We start from the raw sequence: 18,078 nt of genomic DNA on the forward strand, positions 1-18,078 counted from the left end.
CCCTGCAAGCTGGATTTGTTACGCACAGTAACCAAAGACAGCAACGCAGGGTTGGCCGCACGTGCCCAAGCTCACTTACACCCAGGTTTCCCTCGAGGACCCGGAAGACATCCGGCCGTGCGAGGTGCGGGACCTGTTCGACCACTGGTACCTGGCCGGGCGCATCGATGCGGCCCCAAAGCGCAATGAGCTGGAGTTGTCGATCCTTCGGCCGCTGATGGAAAATCTCGCGCTGGTGCAAGTCAGCGTGAACCCGCCGGACGTGAGATACCACATCGTGGGCGAAGGCCTTCAGCGGTTGCTTGGCGTCGACCCGACGGGCCAGCGCCCCCACGACATCTTTCTGCCCAAGATCGCCGACGATGTCTGCAGCGCGATCCTCAAGTCGTTTGTCGTCGGCCAGCCGTCCTACGAACAGTGCAGCTTCACCATCTTCGGTGCCGATATCGGATACCGCCGGATGCTGCTGCCGCTGGCGAAGGAAGGCGTCGATACCGGCTACGTCATCATCTGCGCGCACCCCAACCAGAAGTGGCTGCAGAGCGCGCGCGACTGGCAGTTGCGCATCCTCGCCGCTTCGCAAGGCCTGTCCAGCATGACGGAAAGCGCCTGGGAAGAATGGAGCGAGGAAATGAAGGCGTCCGAGGAAATCGCGCTGGTCTGACCAGTGCGCGTGTTCGGGTCAGCGCAGGGCTGCCAGCGCCACCACTGCAAGCATTGAAAGTGCCATGGCGATGTTGATCGCCCGCTGCGTGCCGGGCGCAAGGTCGAGGCGTTTCAGCGTCACGCCGGCATAGAGCCAGGCGAAGTGGATAGGGATCCACAGCGCGTTCATCAGCAACAATTTCACCAGCGTCTCGGCCATGACGCTTTCCGGCCAGAACCGGAAGCCGGTGAACAACGTGGTATTCACCGCGTAGCATTTCGGATTGATGGCCTGCAGCATCAGGCCATTGATGAATCCCGGTGCCTTGTCCGCCTCGATGAAGGCGATCTTCGATCCCGAGAACGCGATCTTCGCCGCAAGGTAGAGAAGGTAGGTGATGGAGGCGAAGAGCAGCACGGTACGGATCGTCGGCTCCGCCAGGACGATGGCCGCAACCCCGCTGACAACTGCCAGCGCCACCGCGCTGTTGCCCACGCCAAGCCCCGCAAGATAGGCAAAGCCGGGCCGAAAACCGAACGCCGAGCCGACGCCTGCAATCGACAGGACGCCGGGTCCGGGCGTGATGATCAGCAGGAAGACGGCAGCGACAAACGCGAACATGGCAGCCCTGGTTGGAGCATGGATCAGCTCAACCGATAACCTTCACGGAGCGTGCGCGATAGGGGTCGCTGCGCATGTGCGGCTTGATTGTGCGATGATCGACGCTCAAGCGCTGGCGAGCGCGACCTCGATCGACCCGCGCAGGACCTCGCCTTCAGTCACGGCCATGTTGAGCGTCTGCGCCCGGCGCTCGACGGAATTGGCGTCATCGAAGATCACGTCGCCGCGCTGGCGAATATCCTCGAACGGCTTCTGGCTCGCAGCGTAGGCCGCATCGCGGGTGTAGACCGCCTCGTTGATCGCATCGGGAAACGCAAACTGGGAGGCCAGCAGCCGGTCCTGGTAGGACGTTGCCTGCTCGGCGCTCGGATACACCTCGAAATGCACGTGGGGCGCGCGGCCGGGGTAGCAGCCGGGATAGATCGTCGTGAACCTGACGATGCCGTTCTCGTCGGTCACGCCGGCTGCGCGCAGATAATTCTCGCTCTCGATGTTGTAGATCGAATACTGGCCATCCGCCGTACAGTGCCACGCATAGACGAGGTTGCCCGCAAGCGGCGAGCAGCCGTTGCTGGCATCCGTCACCTTCATTTCCAGTTCAAGCTGGCGACCGTCCGCCACGCCGGTCATCTCGCCGAAGCTCTTGCGCATGTCGCGCCGGATCAGCCCGCTGTCGAGCAGCACGTTGGCCATGGTGCCATGGGCATTGTTGCTGCCGTCTGCCGGGAAGGGACCGCGCGTTTCCGTCGGCATCACGGTGCAGGCCTTGGCCATGGCGGGTGTGCCGCCCTTCAGGCCGAAAGAGGCTGCTGCAACGCCGGTGCCGCCGGCAAGCATCGCGACCAACCACCGCCGGTTGATCATCTTGCGCATGTCTTCCTGAAGGTGGGTGGTCGGCTCGTCGTGGCGGTGTTCGGACATGCGTACTCCTTGCGCGGTTTTCGGCACTGCAAAAGCGGGGGTCGAAAACTTGAACGCACGAGACTCCGAAAAATTACGGCCCGGTTCAAAAATATTTCAGGGAGAGAGAGTCAGGTCGTCGCCGCGCACGGCGTAGCCGGAAAGCTCGCCGAGGAAGCTCATGCCGAGCACTCCGTCGGACAGCGCCCCGCTCGGTGCCACGAAGGCCTTGACGTTGTTGACGGTCAGGCCCTCGATCTGGACCGCGTTCAACGTCGTTCCGGCCATCATCACCTCGCCGTTGGCGGTGCGCACCGGGATGACATAGCTGAGTGAGGACAGGTCAATGCCGGCGGCTTCGGCCTCAGGCGGCGTCAGCGAGACGCGGCTTGCGCCGGTGTCCACCAGCAGGTCGAGCGGCGTGCCGTTGACGAGCGTGCGGGCATGGAAATGCCCGTCGATGCCGCGCCGCAGGATCACGTCTTCGCCCGACACCACAGGTCGAGACGGGTTCAGTTCGCCGGCGATGCGCGACCAGATCGGGCGAAGCTCGTCGCGGTAGGCGTAGCCCCCGACCAGCAGCAGCGCGAGCCCGACCCAGATGATGATGTTGCGCAGGTCGTTGCGCATGTTGCCGCTGAAGGCCGCACCGCCAACGAACACGAGGATCGCGACCAGGGCGATGATGCGCGCGAACTGGTCGTTGGTCACGCCGCCGATCAGCCCGGTGACGTCGCCCAGCACAAGAATGGCGATGCCGCCGATGATGACGACAATCGCGATAATGGATGTCGCGCGCACTACGCCTTGCCCTTCAGGCGGTCCGGCAGCACCGCCATGATGTCGGCACGCTGCTGCGGCGTGAACTGAACCCAGCCCGCGATCTCGTCCATCGTGCGCCCGCAGCCCCGGCACAGCCTGCGTTCGGGATCGATGCGGCAGATGTCGATGCACGGTGTCTCGATCTTCTCGGCCCGTTTCGCTCTGCCCGGCTGGTTCTGGAAGGCGGTCATGCCACGCTCGTCGGTTTCAAAGGGAGGTTGGTGCGATCCTGCGCCACCGGCAGCTATCGCAGCATCGCCACTGCGGCAAGAAATGCGAGCGTCGCGACCTGTTGCGTCGCGCCGGCCGCATCGCCGGTCTGCCCGCGATACATTCGTGCGGCGAACCGCACCATCAGGAAGGCAGCGAGATAGACTGCCGCGAAGGCCGCCAGCCCGGTGCCGAACCCGATGGTCGTGGCAACACAGAGCGCCGTGACGAGCCCTGCAACGAGGGCGGCATGGAAGAAACCGTCGCCGGTCGGCTTGCCCGCCGAAATCGCGGCGCCTTCCGAACGCGCAGGCGGCAGCGAATAGCCCATGGCGAGCGAGCCCGCGCGCGAGGTCGTTTCAGCCGCGATCAGCACAAGGCATGCCGCAAGCAGGCCGTGCGCTTCGAATATGGATGCAAGAAGGCCCGCGCGCAGCAGCAGCGACAGGATCAGCGCGCAGGCACCGAATGTGCCGATCCGGCTGTCGCGCATCACCTCCAGCCGGTCCTGCACCGTGTAGGCGCCCAGGCTGTCGGCGGTGTCGGCCAGCCCGTCCTCGTGGAATGCGCCGGTGGTGACGATCATCGCTGCCAGCGACACCCCGGCGGCAACGATGGGAGACAGGTTCGCCCAGACGCAAAACGCGAATATGCAAGCCCCGATGACGCCGACCACGGCACCGGCGATGGGTGTGGCCCAGGCCATGCGGGCGAAATCCGGCGCACCGTGGTTTTCCGCGCGCCGCCCGAACAGCGGCAGCCGGGTGTAGAAGCGCAGCGCCGCGGCGATGTCGTTCAGCCCGCGCCGCCATGTTGCTTCCGGTCCGAACTCGGAAAAGTCGAGCGGATCGGGTCTGTCGTCGGACTTGTTACGCATTGTCGCCTGCTCGCGCGTTGCACTGCACCCTTCTTCGATATAGGCCACCGTGTCCCGCTGTGAAAGGGACGTGGCACGGCCGCCCGGAGGTCCCGCGATGAATGAGCAAGCCGATCCGTTCGACGATATCCGCACCCTGCTGGAACGCATGCCGGGGCCGGACACCGATGCCGGGGACGCAGCGCGCGCGCGTGAAACGCAACTGGTGAAGCCCGCCGGCTCACTCGGCCGGCTGGAAGAGATCGCCACCTGGGTCGCCACATGGCAGGGCAGGGGAACACCTGCCATCACGCGGCCCGTCGTTGCCATCTTCGCGGGCAGCCACGGCGTCGCCGAGCGCGGCGTCTCGGCCTATCCGGCGTCCGTCAACCGACAGATGGTGGAGACGTTCGCGGCAGGTGGCGCGGCCATCAACCAGATCTGCGCCAATGGCGATCTCGGCCTGAAGGTCTTCGAACTCGCGCTCGACATGCCTTGCGGCGACATCACCGCCGAACCGGCGCTCGCCGAGGCCGACTGCGCGGCAACCATCGCCTACGGGATGGAGGCCGTGGCCGGTGGGTCCGACCTGCTGTGCCTGGGCGAAATGGGTATCGGCAACACCACGGCTGCCGCCGCTCTTTGCGCCGGGCTGTTTGGCGGCTCCGGGGCTGATTGGGCAGGCTCCGGCACCGGCGTCGATGATGCCGGCTATGCCCGAAAGGTCGAGGCGGTGGACCAGGCGCTCGCCTGCCATGCCGGTGAACTCGACGACCCGCTGCATGCGCTGCGCCGTCTGGGGGGAAGGGAATTCTCGGCGATCTGCGGCGCGATCATTGCGGCGCGCTACGAGCGCGTTCCGGTGATCCTCGACGGCTTCCCCGTCACGGCAGCCGCTGCCGTGCTGCAAAAGCTCAAGCCCCGCGCGCTCGATCACTGCATTCTCGGCCACCTGTCCGGCGAGCAGGGTCATGTCCAGCTGGCGCAGGAACTCGGCATGGAGCCGGTCCTCTCGCTCGGCATGCGGCTTGGCGAGGGCACCGGTGCTGCGCTCGCGGCAGGTATCGTGCGCGCTGCGGTCGCCACCCACACCGGGATGGCGACCTTCGAGACCGCGGGTGTCAGCGGCCCGGCCTGATCTGTTCAACCAAGGTGATAGCCTCGGAACTCCTTGATCGCTGACAGGCTGAGCAGGGTGCGCATCTGCGACACCGACGGGATCATCGACAGCTTGTCCCGGTACAGCGTCTCGTAGTCTGAGGTGCTGCGCGCGGTCACGCGCATCAGGTAGTCGAACTCCCCTGAAATCATGTGGCATTCCAGTATTTCCGGCATGTCGACGATGGCTTGTTCGAAGGCCTGCGTGTCCTCGCGCCGTTGGCTGACCAGCCGTATTTCCAGAAACACCTGCACTTCCAAGCCGATCCGTCGCCGGTTCACCCGCGCGGAATAGCCGGTGATGACGTTATCGGCTTCCATCAGCTTCACGCGTCGGTGGCATGCCGACAGTGACAGACCAATCCGTTCGGACAACGCGGCCATCGATATCTGCCCGTCTGTCTGAAGTATGGAAAGTATCCTGTTATCGATACTATCTGTCATAAATTTTCTCAATAATCCGTGCGAAATTGTCGCAATTTGCGAAAATATTCCTACCCCCAACGAAAGTAAAGAATATTTCCTGTGCCGACGGGGTTAACATTTGACACGTCATCGAGGGGATGGCGGATAAGAGGGGGCATTCAAAATGTCTGCAAAATACATCGTTGGATACGATTCCAGCGCTGGATCTCGCCGTGCGGTGGACTTCGCCGTGATGCAGGCGGGCACCAGCGGGGCATCGGTTCTCATTGTTCATGTTCTGGAGTGGTCGCCATATTCGTTCCTGACGCCGCAGGAGCTTGAGGAGCGCCACCAGCGTCGCAAGGACGAGCTTGCGCGTGCCGAGGAGGCTGTTCTTTCGCCGTTGATGAAAGAGCTGTCGGGCACGTCCGTGAACGTCGAGTCACAGATCAAGTACGGACACATTGCCGAAACGCTGAGCCGCATCGCCAAGGAGGAGAGTGGCACCCAGCTGTTCATTGGCCGTGAGGGGGATTCGAGCCTGTCGGCAAAGATCTTCGGTTCGGTGGCCGGCAGCCTGGCTCAGGTTTCGCCGGTCCCGCTCACCATCGTCCCGTAACGCGCGCGCAGGAGAATGATCATGAAACGTCTCTTTCCCGCTGCCGTGCTTGCGGCAGCAGCAATGGTCCTGTCGGCTCTGCCGGCGCAGGCCCAATCCTTCGACGATACCGTCAACCAGATGTTCGCCAGCGCGACCGGCTGGTTCGTGGCGCTCATCTTCGCACCCTTCCCCGGAACCAGCTTTCCGTGGATCGTCGCCTGGCTCGTCGTCGCGGCGACCGTTTTCACCATCTATTTCGGGCTGATCCAGTTCCGGGCGTTCCCACACTCCATTGCGCTGGTGAGAGGCGACTATTCCGATCCCAATGACGCGGGTGAAGTCAGTCACTTTCAGGCGCTGGCCACGGCGCTGTCCGGCACGGTTGGTCTTGGCAACATTGCCGGCGTGGCTGTCGCGGTCGGAATTGGTGGTCCCGGTGCAACCTTCTGGATGATCCTTGCCGGTCTCATGGGGATGGCCTCCAAGTTCACCGAATGCACGCTCGGCGTGAAGTACCGCAACGAGTATGCCGATGGCCGCGTCTCGGGCGGCCCGATGTACTATCTGACGAAGGGTTTTGCGGAGCGGGGCGTTCCCGGCGGCAGGATTCTCGCCGTGATGTTCTCGATCTTCTGCATCCTCGGTGCGCTCGGTGGCGGCAACATGTTCCAGGCCAACCAGGCGCACCAGCAGATCAGCGGCATTGTCGGGGATTATCCCGGCTGGATCACCGGCATCATCTTCGCTGCCGTCGTCTTTTCCGTGATTATCGGTGGTATCAAATCCATCGCGAGCGTGACGGAAAAGGTCGTGCCCTTCATGGGCGTCATGTATGTCGCAGCGGCGCTGGTCATCATCTTGATGAACTACGACCAGATCGGCTGGGCCTTCGGGCAGATATTTGCAGGTGCGTTCACCGGGCTGGGCATCGCGGGCGGTTTCGTCGGCGCGCTGATCCAGGGCTTCAAGCGTGCAGCGTTCTCCAACGAAGCCGGCGTTGGCTCAGCGGCCATTGCTCACTCGGCGGTGCGTACGAAGGAGCCGATCACGGAAGGCTTCGTGTCGCTGCTGGAGCCGTTCATCGACACGGTCGTCATCTGCACGATGACCGCGCTGGTGATCATCATTTCCGGCCAGCTCGTCTCCGATCCCGCGACCGGTCTCTACATCGTCGGCGAGAACGGCATGATCCAGACTGCGACGGGTTCGTCCGGTGTGGGGCTGACGTCCGATGCCTTTGCTTCGGCGTTCACCTGGTTCCCCTACATTCTGGCGCTCGCGGTGATCCTCTTCGCCTTCTCCACGATGATCTCGTGGTCCTACTACGGGCTGAAGGCGTGGACCTACCTCTTCGGCGAGGGCAAGACCAAGGAGATCGTGTTCAAGGTGATCTTCTGCATCTTCGTCGTCATCGGGGCCGCCGCCAATCTCGGCCCGGTCATCGACTTCTCCGACGCCGCGATCTTCGCCATGGCGGTCGTCAACATCATCGGGCTCTACTTCCTGATGCCGATCGTGAAGCGGGAACTCGACAGCTACTTGTCGCGGCTGAAATCGGGCGAAATCCGCAAGTTCAAGTGATCGCGCCCTGTAGAACGGGCCTCTAGGAAAAAGATGCCGGGCGCATGTCGCCCGGCATTGTTTGTTCTGAAAGCTGACGCGGCGGAACTCAGCGCGTCATGCGGGAGAGGAAACCACGACGGCGATCACGCCACGCATCGACGCTCCACGGGCCGGGTCCTGCAAAGAAAATGTAGAGGAACACGAAGCAGTAGAGGATCGCTGCGTCGCCGCCGTTCAGGACCGGGAACGGGTTTTGCGGTGCATGCGCAATCCAGTAGGCGACCGCCATCGTACCCGAAGCAAGGAACGCGGCAGGGCGTGTGAACAGGCCGATGACGATGAGCGTGCCGCAGATCAGCTCGATGACGCCTGCGTTCCAGCCCATGGAGAGCATTTCGGGTGCACCGCGTTCGCCGGGCGGCGGAAAGCCGAGCAGTTTCTGCGTGCCGTGTTCGAGGAAGATAAGGCCCGAGACGATGCGCAGGATGCTGAGCATGATGGGCGCGTAGTCGCTTTCCAGTCGTTTGAAGTTCATGGGCCGTGCCTTTGTGCCGGGTGGTCACGCAGCGCACCGTGCGCGTGCGAAATCTTTGATGGAACGCGGATGGGGGGCTTTGCGTTCCCCACCCGAAGTTATGTTTTTTTGTTCCGCGACATGCCGGCGGGGACTCCGGCAGCCAGCAGGGGGACCTTATGGATACCGACGTCGAAGCTCTCATGTCCAACGCAATGGAAACCGCATCGGCCATCTTGGCCGCTTACGCGTTTTCCGTGATCGGCGCGCTGCTGATCCTGATATTCGGCCTGATGGCCGCGAACTGGATTCAGCGCTGGGTGCGCAGCGCACTCGACCGGATCGAGGCCGTGGACCCCGCGCTTGCCTCGTTCCTGTCCAAGATCGTGAAATACACGATCTGGGTCCTGGTCTTCGTCACGGTGCTGTCGGAGTTCGGCGTCAAGACAACAAGCATTCTTGCAGCTCTCGGTGCCGCAGGCCTCGCGGTCGGCCTTGCCTTGCAGGGCACGCTGGCCAACATCGCGGCCGGCATCATGCTGCTGATCCTGCGGCCGTTCCGCGTCGGTGAGTTCATCGATGCGGACGGCATCGCAGGCACCATCATGGATATCGGGCTGTTTGCGACCGAGATGAAGCGCGTCGACGGGCTTTACATGATGGTCCCCAACAGCAAGCTGTGGGGCGCTTCGGTTCTCAACTATTCGCGCAACGCAACCCGCCGCCTCGAACTGATTGTCGGCATCGACTACGGCGACGACATGGGGCAGGCGCGCGAGATCCTGCTCGAAATTGCAAAGTCCGACCAGCGCGTCTTGGACGATCCTGCGCCGGTTTCCTTCGTCAATTCGCTGGATGATTCTTCGGTCGGCATCGGCCTGCGCTGCTGGCTTCCCGCCAGCGAGTACCTCGTGGCCTCGTGGGATATCACCGAGACGGCCAAGCGCCGCTTTGATGAAGCCGGTATCTCGATCCCGTTCCCGCAGCTCGACGTCAATCGCAAGCCGGACGAGACGGAAAAGGAAGCCGCTTGAGGGCTGGCTTTCAGCAGCGACGGGGCCGGTCTATCCGGCCTCGCGCATCCCGCCGCCATGTCCGTCTTCGGTCGACTTCTTGCGCAGGCTGATCTTTTCCTTCGGCTGCGCGCTCGGCATGGGCGGCTGTTCGGCTTGACGCTTGGAAACGGCGGGCATTGCCGTCATCACGCGTTCTTTCGGGAACGTGGCGATGACCTCGGTGCCTTCGCGCAGCTTGCTCTTGATCGAGAAGCGCCCGCCATGGCGCTCCACCAGACCCACGACGATGGGCAGGCCGAGGCCGGACCCTTCTTCCGCCGCCTTGTGCGCGGCAGACCCGCGTCCGAACGCCTGGAGCACGGTCGGGATTTCCTGCTCGGGAATGCCGGGGCCGTTGTCGCGCACGGAGATGTACTGGCCGCCGCCCGACGTCCACCCGACGGTGATGTCGATGGTGCCGCCTGCGGGCGTGAACTTGATGGCGTTGTTGATCAGGTTGAGCGTGACCTGGCGCAGCGAGCGCTCGTCCGCCCAGAGCCTTGGCAGGTCGGGGGCGTAGTGCTCGTTGAGCGTCATGCCCTTTTCCTTGGCCCGGTGCGCCAGCAGGCGCGCACAGTCCTGCACGATTCCGACCGCAAGCACGGCTTCTTCCTGCAATTCGTGACGGCCCGCCTCGATGCGGGACAGGTCGAGAATCTCGTTGATGAGGTTCAAGAGGTGCTGGCCCGACTTGTGGATGTCGGTCGCATACTCCTTGTAGGCGTCCACTTGGTGCGGACCCATGATCTCGTCCTTCAGCACTTCCGAAAAGCCGAGAATGGCGTTGAGTGGCGTGCGCAACTCGTGGCTCATCGTGGCGAGGAAGCGTGACTTGGCGAGGTTGTTCTGTTCCGCGCGGCGGCGCGCTTCGTCCGAAATCGCCTTGGCCTGTTCCAGTTCGCCGAAGATCGCGTCCTTCTCGGCGCGGAATGCCAGCTTGGCGATCTCGGCGCGGTAAAGCTGGAACGCCATCATGGAAAAAAGCGCCTGCGCGCCGATGGCGATACCCCCCATGACGGGTGCCATCGACCCGCCGAACTGTGCGTAGCTGGCCAGCACCGCGGCGGTGATCGGCAAGGTACCTGCGAGCACCGCGGCCGGCATGTTGGAGGCCGCCACCGTGCGCATCGCCAGCAGGATCAGCCCGACGGCGAGCGGAAACACCGTCGCCAGCGCATTGACGTCCGTGACCGGCGTGAAGATCAGCGTCGACCAGAACGCGCCGACGAAGAATTCCAGCGCCACGAAGCGCTGCCGCCACATGTTGAGCTGCTTGTCGGGGATGGTCGCGCGCTCGAAGCGGCGGCAGATGACCAGCGAGATGGCGGACGCCAGCAGCATGCCCACCGTCCAGTAGGCAACGTGCGGCAGACTGGAGAAGGTCGAGGCGCCGACGGCCAGAACGATCGTCAGCGCCATGGTCAGCGGCGCAATGGAGAGCTGGTTCTTGACGTAGGTTGCCAGCAGCTCGCGATCGAAGGCGGGCAGGAACCCGGTGTTCGAGCTGAGCTTGGCGCGAATTTCGCGCAGCCGCATGTTGCTGGACCGCCCTGCGGCAGTCCGCGTTGCAGACGCTTCGCTCTGGCTGGATGCGTGCATCGAAATGGTGTTGCCGCCGGCTGGTTCAGGTCCCCGAAAGGTCCGCGCCCACGCGCGCGAAGAACCGGCGCAGGCCCCATGGACCCGAAACATTACGCACCGTCACACACACGCAGGGTCAGCAGACCCGCTTTTGCCATTCTTGCGTCGTGGTGGTTAACAAGACCCTGCCAGCCGGGCGATCCGGTGACGTTTTGCACAGAATGTTTGATCTCTTCAGGAGCCCGGTTTCCTTGGGCAGACTCGCTTTCCGCCTCGCACGCACGCTCCGCAACCTGCTTGCCGAGTGTGTTGTGCTCGCCCTGCTGCTCGCCGTTGCGGTGCTGCTGCCGCGCGGTTCGGCCATCGAAGGCCAGGCGAGCGTCATCGACGGGGATTCGCTGCGCATCGGCGAGCACGAAATCCGTCTCCTCGGACTGGACGCGCCTGAGTATCGCCAGACGTGCCGCGCCCAAGGTGCGGACTGGCCGTGCGGGCGGCAGGCGCGCGACGCATTGCGGGCCATGACGCAGATGCGGGAACTGAGTTGCATCGCGGAGGGTTACGACCGCTACGGGCGCACGCTGGCCTACTGCCGCTCCGGCGAGGATGACATCAACGCCATGCTGGTGCGGCAGGGCTGGGCGGTTGCCAGCGGAGATTTCGAGCCGGAGGAAGTGGCGGCTACGCGCGAGAAGGTTGGCATCTGGCGCGGCGAGTTCGATCTCCCGCGTGACCATCGCGCCGGGCGAAGGCGGTTCGGCTGGCTTTCGGCGCTGGATTGGCCTTGGACGTTCAAGTGGCCGTGGCAGGGAGAGTGAACGGCAATGGCGGTTGTGATCGACGGCAAATGCGGGCCTTCGGTGCGGGCGCTGGGCGAGGAAATCGCCCGCTGCCGCGTCTGCGCCCATTCCGTGCCGCCGTTGCCGCAGGAACCAAACCCGGTCGCGGTCCTCTCGTCACGGGCACGCATCTGCATTTGCAGCCAGGCACCCGGCACGCTGGCCGATGCCAGCGGCAAACCCTTCTACGATCCCTCCGGCGTGCGGTTGCGGCGCTGGATGGGGATCAATGAGGCCGTCTTCTACGATCCATCGAAGGTCTGCATCGTGCCGATGGGCTTCTGCTTTCCCGGGCAGGATGCCAAGGGCGGCGACCTGCCGCCGCGCCGCGAATGCCGGCAGACGTGGCATGACCGCGTCTTCGATTGTCTCGGCCAGTTCGAGCTGATCCTGGTAATCGGCCAGTATGCCCGCGCCTACCATCTCGACGTCCCGAAGGGCGAGAACCTGACGCAGACGGTGGCGAAGTGGCGCGACCACATGCAGCCGGGCGATGGCGGCGCGATCAGGCTGCCGCTGCCCCATCCCTCCTGGCGCAACAACGGCTGGCTCAAGAAGAACCCGTGGTTTGACGCCGATGTCGTTCCCGCCTTGCAGCGCGAGGTCGCGGCGCGCATCTGAGCCTCACGCGATCTCGATCTCGCCCCAGGTCTCGAAACACATTTCGTCGCAAAGCGACTGCACGCCGATGGTCGCGCGTCCGCCGACGCCGATCTCCTCCCCGAAGACTTCAGCCAGCACGTCCGAACAGCCGCTGGAGACGAGGTGAACGTCGTTGAAGTCCGGTTCGCAGGCAACGAAGCATAGGCAGCGAATGAGGCCCTTCACGCGGCCAAGGTCGCCAAGCGCATGTTTCATCCCGGCAATCATGTTGATGCCGGTGACGCGCGCGGCCTCGTAGCCCTGTTGCGGTGTGACCTTGCTGCCGATCCGGCCCGGATGTACCACCTTGCCGTCGCGCACGGGCGTGTGGCCGGAGAGATAGAGCACGTTGCCGACGATCCGGTGCGGGCGCATCCGCCCATAGGTGCGCCCGTAATAGCTGTCGCCGCCGATATCGGGCAGGGCGATGCCCAGCTCGTCCAGTCTGTTCTCGATTGTCATGGAGCCAACCTGCACGAGGCAGGCCGGTGCCTCAAGCCGCTGTCTGGCGAACCTTCAGGAAGCGCGCCATGCGCTGCGCCGCCTGTGTGGGTAGCATGTTGAACTGCTCCAGCAGCGGGCCCATGTCCGTGACCTGCGAACCCGCGACTGCCCCGCGATAGCGAAGGACACCTTCAAAGGTCTGCTTGTTCAGTTCCAGCGCCTTGCAGATGATGACCAGCAGGTCGATACGCTCTTCCACCATCATCTTCTCGATTCGCGCGGGTTCCAGTCCCGAGAGATCGGCAAAGTCGATCACGAGCTTCGGTATCATGCGTGCGATCGGGCCTTCCAGCACGCGCAGGCGCTCGGCCTCGTCGAGCGCGACGTTGCGCTGCTTCACTTCCTCCGCCACCGCTTCAGGCAAGTCTGTACGGCGATTCAAGTTGCGCTGGATTTCGGCGTCGGCCTCGGCCTTCTGCGACAGAGTGCGCGCACCGGTTTCCGACAGTTCCGCGCCCTTGTTGCCCGAAACGTTGCGCAGCACGTTGGAATTGCCGCGACGGATCAGGACGTCGGTGACGATGGAATTGATCGACTGGCGCTCGGCCATGGCGGCCATGTGGCCCTGGCCCTTCTGCTCGGCGATCTCGACGAGGTCGCTGTCGCTCAGCACCGTTGATTGTTTCAGGACCGGGGAGGCGACGGAGATTTCCTCGTCGCGCGCCAACTGGTTGACGATGCCGCGCGGGGCGTGGCCGATGGGTGCGATCCGGTCGGCAAGGTCGCGCCGACCCTCGACGCCCGCCTGTGCGGCGACCTGCGTCATAACCTGGTCGAACATCTGCGACTGGGCGTCGGTCACCGTCTCGCTGGTGAGGAAAAGGTCCGTCACCGCATGGAGCAGTTCGCGTCGCTTGTCGCTGGACCCTTCGTGCGCAAGCTGCATCAGCGCGTCGATGGCACCATTACCCGTCATTTTATGTTCTTCCCGGCCTAGTGAGATGCGACCTTCAGCACTAGCGCACATTCCTTGCGATATGATTATTCGGGTCCTAGCAATTCATTAGTGATAACCACGTTGGCGGCGGATTTGAGCATGTTCGATAACCTTGACGGCCTGCAGACCCTTGATTGTTCCTTTGCGGAAGGCGTGGCCACGGTCGCGCTGAACAGGCCCGAACGCCTGAACGCGATTTCAAAGCAGATGCATGCCGATTTGCGCACCGTTCTGGATGCGGTGGAAAACGACCACGCGGTGCGCTGTCTCGTGCTCACCGGCAAGGGCCGCGCGTTCTGTTCCGGCCAGGACCTCACCGAGGGGTTGCCGCTCGGGCCGGACGGCGAGCCGGACCTCGCGACCGCGCTGGACGAGGACTACAACCCGTTCGTGCGCCGCCTTACCCAGCTGAAGATCCCGACCGTCGCGGCGCTGAACGGCATTGCCGCCGGCGCGGGCGCCAACCTCGCGCTGGTCTGCGACATCGTGCTGGCAGCGCAAAGCGCATCCATCGTTGAGGCATTCCGCCGCATCGCCCTGATCCCGGATGCCGGCGGCACGTGGCTGCTGCCGCGCATCGTCGGGCGAAGCCGCGCGCTCGCCATGATGATGACGGGGGAGGGCATCGACGCAGAAACCGCGATGGACTGGGGGCTGGTCTGGAAGGTCTACGCCGACGCGAGCTTCGCAAGCGACGTGCAGGCCTTTGCCGCAGAACTGGCCGCAGGCCCCACGGCGACCTTCGCCATGATGAAGCAGGCGGTGGACGCCTCGTGGCACAACGACCTCTCCGCCCAGCTCGACGTGGAGCGCGACTTGCAGGCGGTCTGCGGCGGGCAGGCCGATTTCGCGGAAGGCGTCGCCGCCTTTGCCGGTAAACGTCCGGCGAAATTCACCGGAAAATAATCTGCAGAAAAATTCGTAAGGTTCCGGGAGGGCCTGCGTTGAAGGGGTTGCAGGCGGATGAAAAGCCGCTGTTGCACGAGATTTCTTGACCCCCGAGACGAAAGGACATCCCCCATGTCACAGACCTCGAAAACTACCCGGTTCTTCCGCCCCGCCCGCGTCACGCTGGCAGCTACCGCCGTTGCGCTCGTCGCCTTCCCGCTGACCTTCGCTGCCGCTGAAATGCGCGGTGGCGACGGCCCGCAGCAATATGCCCACGCCAAGGGCCACGGTGGCCAGCACGGCGAAGGCCGTCACGCCCGCCGTCACGAAGGCGGCCACGGCAAGCACCACATGCGCCACGGTCGCGGCCACCACGGCAAGGGCATGGGCAAGGGCAAGGGCCTGGAACGCATGTTCGAGAAGGCTGACCTGGACGGTGACGGCAACCTGACGGCCGATGAAGTCAACCAGATCCGCTCCGAGCGTTTTGCCCGCGTCGACCTCGACGGTGACGGCAACCTGACCATCACCGAGATCGCCAAGGCGCAGGAGGCCGCCCGCCAGGCCATGCGCGATGCGCGTGCGCTTCGCTCGGTCGCCAACGCCCGCGGCTTCACCAAGACCGATGCCGACGAGAACGGCTCGATCAGTGCCGAGGAATACACCTCTGCCCGTGAGCGCATGTTCTCGCGTCTCGACACCGATGGTGACGGCGGCATCTCCGCCGAAGAGCTGTCGGCTGCCAAGGAACGCTTTGCCGAACGTCGCGGCGGTGGTCGCGGTCACGGCGGCTACGGCAAGGGACACGGCATGGGTCATGGCAAGGGCCACGGTATGGGCCAGGGCATGAACGATGACGGTCCCGACGGCGACGATGCCGACGAGAACAAGCCCGCAGAATAAGGGGCCGGGCGTGCCGCAGCGTTGAGTTCGCGGCATCCGGTGCCGGGCCGAGCCCCCCTTCGGCCCGGCATTCCCTTTCGCCGCCGCTTGTGTAGAGGTTGCAGACCGCCTCTGCGCCCGCCTTGGCAGGCCAGGGGCAACCGAACACGACATGCAGGCGGCGGCGAGCATTTTGGACGAAACGGGTCAGGCAGATGACGTTGCCTTGCTTGCAGCGATCGGGACCGGTGATGAACGTGCCTTCCGCGCGCTCATGGACCGCCACCTCGACCGTGTCCACGCTGTCGCCATGCGTTTCTGCGGATCGCAGGCGGACGCGGAGGATATTGCGCAGGAAGCCTTCATGCGCGTCTGGCGCAAGGCATCCGGTTTCCGTCCCGACAAGGCAAAGGTCACGACCTGGCTGCATGCCATCGTCGCCAACCTTTGCATCGATCATGGACGCCGCAGGCGCTGGAAAAGCTGGCTGCCGCTCGGCGACAACGACGACTTCGCCGATTCCGGACCCCTTCCGGAAACGGTGGTAGCCGACCGCGATGAACTCGCCCGCGTTTCGCGTGCGATTCGGCGACTGCCGGACCGCCAGCGCATGGCACTGGTGCTTTCGGTGACCGGCGGGCATTCAAACGGCGAAGTCGGCGATATACTCGGAATTTCCACGGGCGCGGTGGAGCAGGCTCTGTTTCGCGCCAGAAAGACACTGAAGGAGCAGTTCGATGACAGGCTCTGAGATGCAGGACAACGATCAGCGGTTCGAGACATTGCTCGGCCATGCACTGGCGCCCGAACCGGCCCCCGGATACCTGCGCGCACAGATCATGTCGCGTGTCTCCGGCGAGGCCGAGGCCGGTCCTGCCGCCCTGTTGCGCCCGCGCTTTTCGCTGCCCGCTGCCGCCTTCGCGGCGGTCTGCCTGTTTGGCGGCTACACGGCCGGGGCGCAGATGTTTGACGCCACCGACGACGTTGCCTCCGACATGGCGTCGGCCATGGGCTACATCGACACCGGCGTTGTGACGGAGGACCTGCTGTGACGATCCGTGGAAAATGGGCATGGACGCTGATGGCGCTGCTCGTCGTCTCCATCGGCGTGAACGTCTTCGCGCTCGGTGCCTTCGCCGCGTGGCGTCACATGGGTCCGGCGCGCTTCGGCGGTGGCATGGAACGCTCCATGGACCGCGAAACCGCCGAGCAGGCCCGGCAATACTTCAAGTCCGCCTTCAAGGCGCATCGAGATGAAATCCGCGAGGCAGGTCGCGCCATTCGACAGGCCCGCCGCAAGGCAGGCGAAACCATGCGTGCCGAAACGCTGGACGAGCAGGCGCTCGCGGTTGACCTGGAAGCGCTGCAGCAGGCCAATGCCGAGGCGCAGCGGGTGTTCGAGGGCGTGATGATCGAGGCCGCCCGCGCCATGCCGGACGAATTGCGCCGCAAGGTCGATTGGCGCTTTCTTGGCCGGCGCGGCCACCACCGCGGCAAGCGCGGCGGACCGGGCCACTAGGCCCCGTCAAATGCTTGCGACGGCTTACGAGTCCCGCTGAAGCCGTGCAACGAGGCTGGACGTATCCCAGCGGTTGCCGCCCATCTTCTGAACTTCCGAATAGAACTGGTCGACGAGGGCTGTCACCGGCAGGTGCGCCTCGATCCCGCGTGCCTGCTCAAGGCAGATCGACAGGTCCTTGCGCATCCAGTCCACGGCGAAGCCGAATTCGAACTCGCCCTTGTTCATGGTCTCCCATCGGTTCTCCATCTGCCAGGACTGCGCCGCGCCCTTGGAGATGACGTCGAACACGGTCGGCACATCGAGGCCTGCCTGCTTGGCGAAGTGCACGCCCTCCGACAGTCCCTGCACGAGACCCGCGATGCAGATCTGGTTGACCATCTTGGTCAGCTGGCCGGCTCCCGAAGGTCCGATCAGGCGCACCGAGCGGGCGAAGCACTGGATGGCCTCTTCGGTCTTGGAATAGACGTCCTCGTCGCCGCCGACCATCACGGTCAGCACGCCGTTCTCGGCACCGGCCTGCCCGCCGGAAACCGGCGCATCGAGGAAGCCCAGTCCCTGTTCCTTGGCGACGGCGTGCAGCTCCTGCGCGACGGTTGCGGATGCGGTGGTGTTGTCAATGAACACCGCGCCGGACTTCATGCCCTCGAAGGCCCCGTCCGGACCGATGGTCACGGCGCGCAGGTCATCGTCGTTGCCGACGCAGGAAAAGACGAAGTCCGCGCCTTCGGCAGCCGCCGCCGGCGTCGAGGCGCTGTTGCCGCCATGCTCGCCAACCCATTTCTCGGCCTTCTCCGCGGTGCGGTTGTAGACGGTGACATCGTGCCCGCCCTTGGACTTCAGGTGCCCGGCCATCGGGTAGCCCATGACCCCCAGTCCGATGAATGCAACCTTCGCCATGTGCCTCTCCCCGTTATGTCTGTTTGTTGGTTTTT

Annotated in this window: 22 protein-coding genes and 1 pseudogene; 12 read left to right on the plus strand and 11 right to left on the minus strand. The window is 64.2% G+C overall.

Annotated features, from left to right (window positions below):
* The first annotated feature begins 61 nt into the window (after positions 1-61).
* Positions 62-664, plus strand: a complete 603-nt coding sequence (locus ACKTEK_RS03555) for a hypothetical protein (protein ID WP_409163863.1) — start codon at positions 62-64, stop codon at positions 662-664.
* Positions 665-682: 18 nt separating this feature from the next.
* Here ACKTEK_RS03555 and ACKTEK_RS03560 read toward each other — a convergent pair whose 3' ends face one another.
* The 5 genes from ACKTEK_RS03560 to ACKTEK_RS03580 all read right to left on the minus strand — a co-directional run bounded on the left by ACKTEK_RS03560 (position 683) and on the right by ACKTEK_RS03580 (position 4,076).
* Positions 683-1,267: a LysE family translocator gene (locus ACKTEK_RS03560; protein ID WP_409163864.1), complete on the minus strand. Its 585-nt coding sequence runs from the start codon at positions 1,265-1,267 to the stop codon at positions 683-685.
* A gap of 105 nt (positions 1,268-1,372) precedes the next feature.
* Complete coding sequence (locus tag ACKTEK_RS03565; RefSeq protein ID WP_409163865.1) at positions 1,373-2,188, minus strand: hypothetical protein; 816 nt, start codon at positions 2,186-2,188, stop codon at positions 1,373-1,375.
* A 96-nt stretch (positions 2,189-2,284) separates the two neighbouring features.
* Positions 2,285-2,968, minus strand: a complete 684-nt coding sequence (locus tag ACKTEK_RS03570) for a TIGR02281 family clan AA aspartic protease (protein ID WP_409163866.1) — start codon at positions 2,966-2,968, stop codon at positions 2,285-2,287.
* Entirely contained in the window at positions 2,968-3,180 is a 213-nt protein-coding gene (locus ACKTEK_RS03575) for a DUF1289 domain-containing protein (protein ID WP_409163867.1), read from the minus strand. The genes ACKTEK_RS03570 and ACKTEK_RS03575 overlap by 1 nt, the downstream gene beginning before the upstream one ends.
* 53 nt (positions 3,181-3,233) lie before the next feature.
* Positions 3,234-4,076: an adenosylcobinamide-GDP ribazoletransferase gene (locus ACKTEK_RS03580; protein WP_409163868.1), complete on the minus strand. Its 843-nt coding sequence runs from the start codon at positions 4,074-4,076 to the stop codon at positions 3,234-3,236.
* A 97-nt stretch (positions 4,077-4,173) separates the two neighbouring features.
* Between ACKTEK_RS03580 and cobT the strand changes: the two genes are divergently transcribed.
* Positions 4,174-5,193, plus strand: coding sequence for a nicotinate-nucleotide--dimethylbenzimidazole phosphoribosyltransferase (cobT, locus tag ACKTEK_RS03585; protein WP_409163869.1), 1,020 nt, complete (start codon positions 4,174-4,176; stop codon positions 5,191-5,193).
* Between the two features lie 5 nt (positions 5,194-5,198).
* On the opposite strand, the gene ACKTEK_RS03590 is transcribed toward cobT, so the two are convergent.
* Positions 5,199-5,657, minus strand: coding sequence for an Lrp/AsnC family transcriptional regulator (locus tag ACKTEK_RS03590; protein WP_409163870.1), 459 nt, complete (start codon positions 5,655-5,657; stop codon positions 5,199-5,201).
* Between the two features lie 145 nt (positions 5,658-5,802).
* Here ACKTEK_RS03590 and ACKTEK_RS03595 point away from each other — a divergent pair, with 145 nt between their 5' ends.
* Together ACKTEK_RS03595 and ACKTEK_RS03600 are read left to right on the plus strand one after the other, a co-directional pair.
* On the plus strand, positions 5,803-6,237 hold the full coding sequence (locus ACKTEK_RS03595; protein WP_409163871.1) for a universal stress protein: 435 nt from the start codon (positions 5,803-5,805) through the stop codon (positions 6,235-6,237).
* Positions 6,238-6,252: 15 nt separating this feature from the next.
* On the plus strand, positions 6,253-7,800 hold the full coding sequence (locus ACKTEK_RS03600; protein ID WP_409163872.1) for an alanine/glycine:cation symporter family protein: 1,548 nt from the start codon (positions 6,253-6,255) through the stop codon (positions 7,798-7,800).
* Positions 7,801-7,888: 88 nt separating this feature from the next.
* Here ACKTEK_RS03600 and ACKTEK_RS03605 read toward each other — a convergent pair whose 3' ends face one another.
* Entirely contained in the window at positions 7,889-8,317 is a 429-nt protein-coding gene (locus tag ACKTEK_RS03605) for a DoxX family protein (RefSeq protein ID WP_409163873.1), read from the minus strand.
* 158 nt (positions 8,318-8,475) lie between these two features.
* Between ACKTEK_RS03605 and ACKTEK_RS03610 the strand changes: the two genes are divergently transcribed.
* A complete protein-coding gene (locus ACKTEK_RS03610) occupies positions 8,476-9,330 on the plus strand; it encodes a mechanosensitive ion channel family protein (protein WP_409163874.1) in 855 nt (284 codons plus the stop codon).
* Positions 9,331-9,360: 30 nt separating this feature from the next.
* On the opposite strand, the gene ACKTEK_RS03615 is transcribed toward ACKTEK_RS03610, so the two are convergent.
* Positions 9,361-10,887, minus strand: a complete 1,527-nt coding sequence (locus ACKTEK_RS03615; protein ID WP_409163875.1) for a sensor histidine kinase — start codon at positions 10,885-10,887, stop codon at positions 9,361-9,363.
* A 296-nt stretch (positions 10,888-11,183) separates the two neighbouring features.
* Here ACKTEK_RS03615 and ACKTEK_RS03620 point away from each other — a divergent pair, with 296 nt between their 5' ends.
* Both ACKTEK_RS03620 and ACKTEK_RS03625 read left to right on the plus strand, forming a co-directional pair.
* Positions 11,184-11,750, plus strand: a complete 567-nt coding sequence (locus ACKTEK_RS03620) for a thermonuclease family protein (RefSeq protein ID WP_409163876.1) — start codon at positions 11,184-11,186, stop codon at positions 11,748-11,750.
* A gap of 6 nt (positions 11,751-11,756) precedes the next feature.
* Positions 11,757-12,392 carry a uracil-DNA glycosylase family protein gene (locus ACKTEK_RS03625; protein ID WP_409163877.1) on the plus strand — a complete coding sequence of 212 codons (636 nt, stop codon included), beginning with the start codon at positions 11,757-11,759 and terminating at the stop codon, positions 12,390-12,392.
* 3 nt (positions 12,393-12,395) lie between these two features.
* Here ACKTEK_RS03625 and ACKTEK_RS03630 read toward each other — a convergent pair whose 3' ends face one another.
* A complete protein-coding gene (locus tag ACKTEK_RS03630) occupies positions 12,396-12,875 on the minus strand; it encodes a RidA family protein (RefSeq protein WP_409163878.1) in 480 nt (159 codons plus the stop codon).
* Positions 12,876-12,906: 31 nt separating this feature from the next.
* Positions 12,907-13,833: a DUF2336 domain-containing protein gene (locus ACKTEK_RS03635; RefSeq protein ID WP_409163879.1), complete on the minus strand. Its 927-nt coding sequence runs from the start codon at positions 13,831-13,833 to the stop codon at positions 12,907-12,909.
* Between the two features lie 120 nt (positions 13,834-13,953).
* Here ACKTEK_RS03635 and ACKTEK_RS03640 point away from each other — a divergent pair, with 120 nt between their 5' ends.
* From ACKTEK_RS03640 to ACKTEK_RS03660, 5 genes are all read left to right on the plus strand, one after another.
* Complete coding sequence (locus ACKTEK_RS03640) at positions 13,954-14,760, plus strand: enoyl-CoA hydratase-related protein (RefSeq protein WP_409163880.1); 807 nt, start codon at positions 13,954-13,956, stop codon at positions 14,758-14,760.
* A gap of 114 nt (positions 14,761-14,874) precedes the next feature.
* On the plus strand, positions 14,875-15,645 hold the full coding sequence (locus ACKTEK_RS03645; RefSeq protein ID WP_409163881.1) for a hypothetical protein: 771 nt from the start codon (positions 14,875-14,877) through the stop codon (positions 15,643-15,645).
* Between the two features lie 205 nt (positions 15,646-15,850).
* Positions 15,851-16,375 carry a sigma-70 family RNA polymerase sigma factor gene (locus tag ACKTEK_RS03650; protein ID WP_409163882.1) on the plus strand — a complete coding sequence of 175 codons (525 nt, stop codon included), beginning with the start codon at positions 15,851-15,853 and terminating at the stop codon, positions 16,373-16,375.
* On the plus strand, positions 16,362-16,676 hold the full coding sequence (locus ACKTEK_RS03655; protein ID WP_409163883.1) for a hypothetical protein: 315 nt from the start codon (positions 16,362-16,364) through the stop codon (positions 16,674-16,676). Before ACKTEK_RS03650 ends, ACKTEK_RS03655 begins: the two co-directional genes overlap by 14 nt.
* A complete protein-coding gene (locus tag ACKTEK_RS03660; protein ID WP_409163884.1) occupies positions 16,673-17,143 on the plus strand; it encodes a periplasmic heavy metal sensor in 471 nt (156 codons plus the stop codon). The genes ACKTEK_RS03655 and ACKTEK_RS03660 overlap by 4 nt, the downstream gene beginning before the upstream one ends.
* Before the next feature lie 24 nt (positions 17,144-17,167).
* Here the strand turns inward: ACKTEK_RS03660 and ACKTEK_RS03665 are convergent.
* A pseudogene (locus tag ACKTEK_RS03665) lies at positions 17,168-18,058 on the minus strand (NAD(P)-dependent oxidoreductase); the annotation flags it as partial.
* Between the last annotated feature and the right edge of the window lie 20 nt (positions 18,059-18,078).

It is taken from the genome of Tepidamorphus sp. 3E244, from assembly GCF_046159835.1.
Classification (GTDB): domain Bacteria; phylum Pseudomonadota; class Alphaproteobacteria; order Rhizobiales; family Tepidamorphaceae; genus JACKJK01.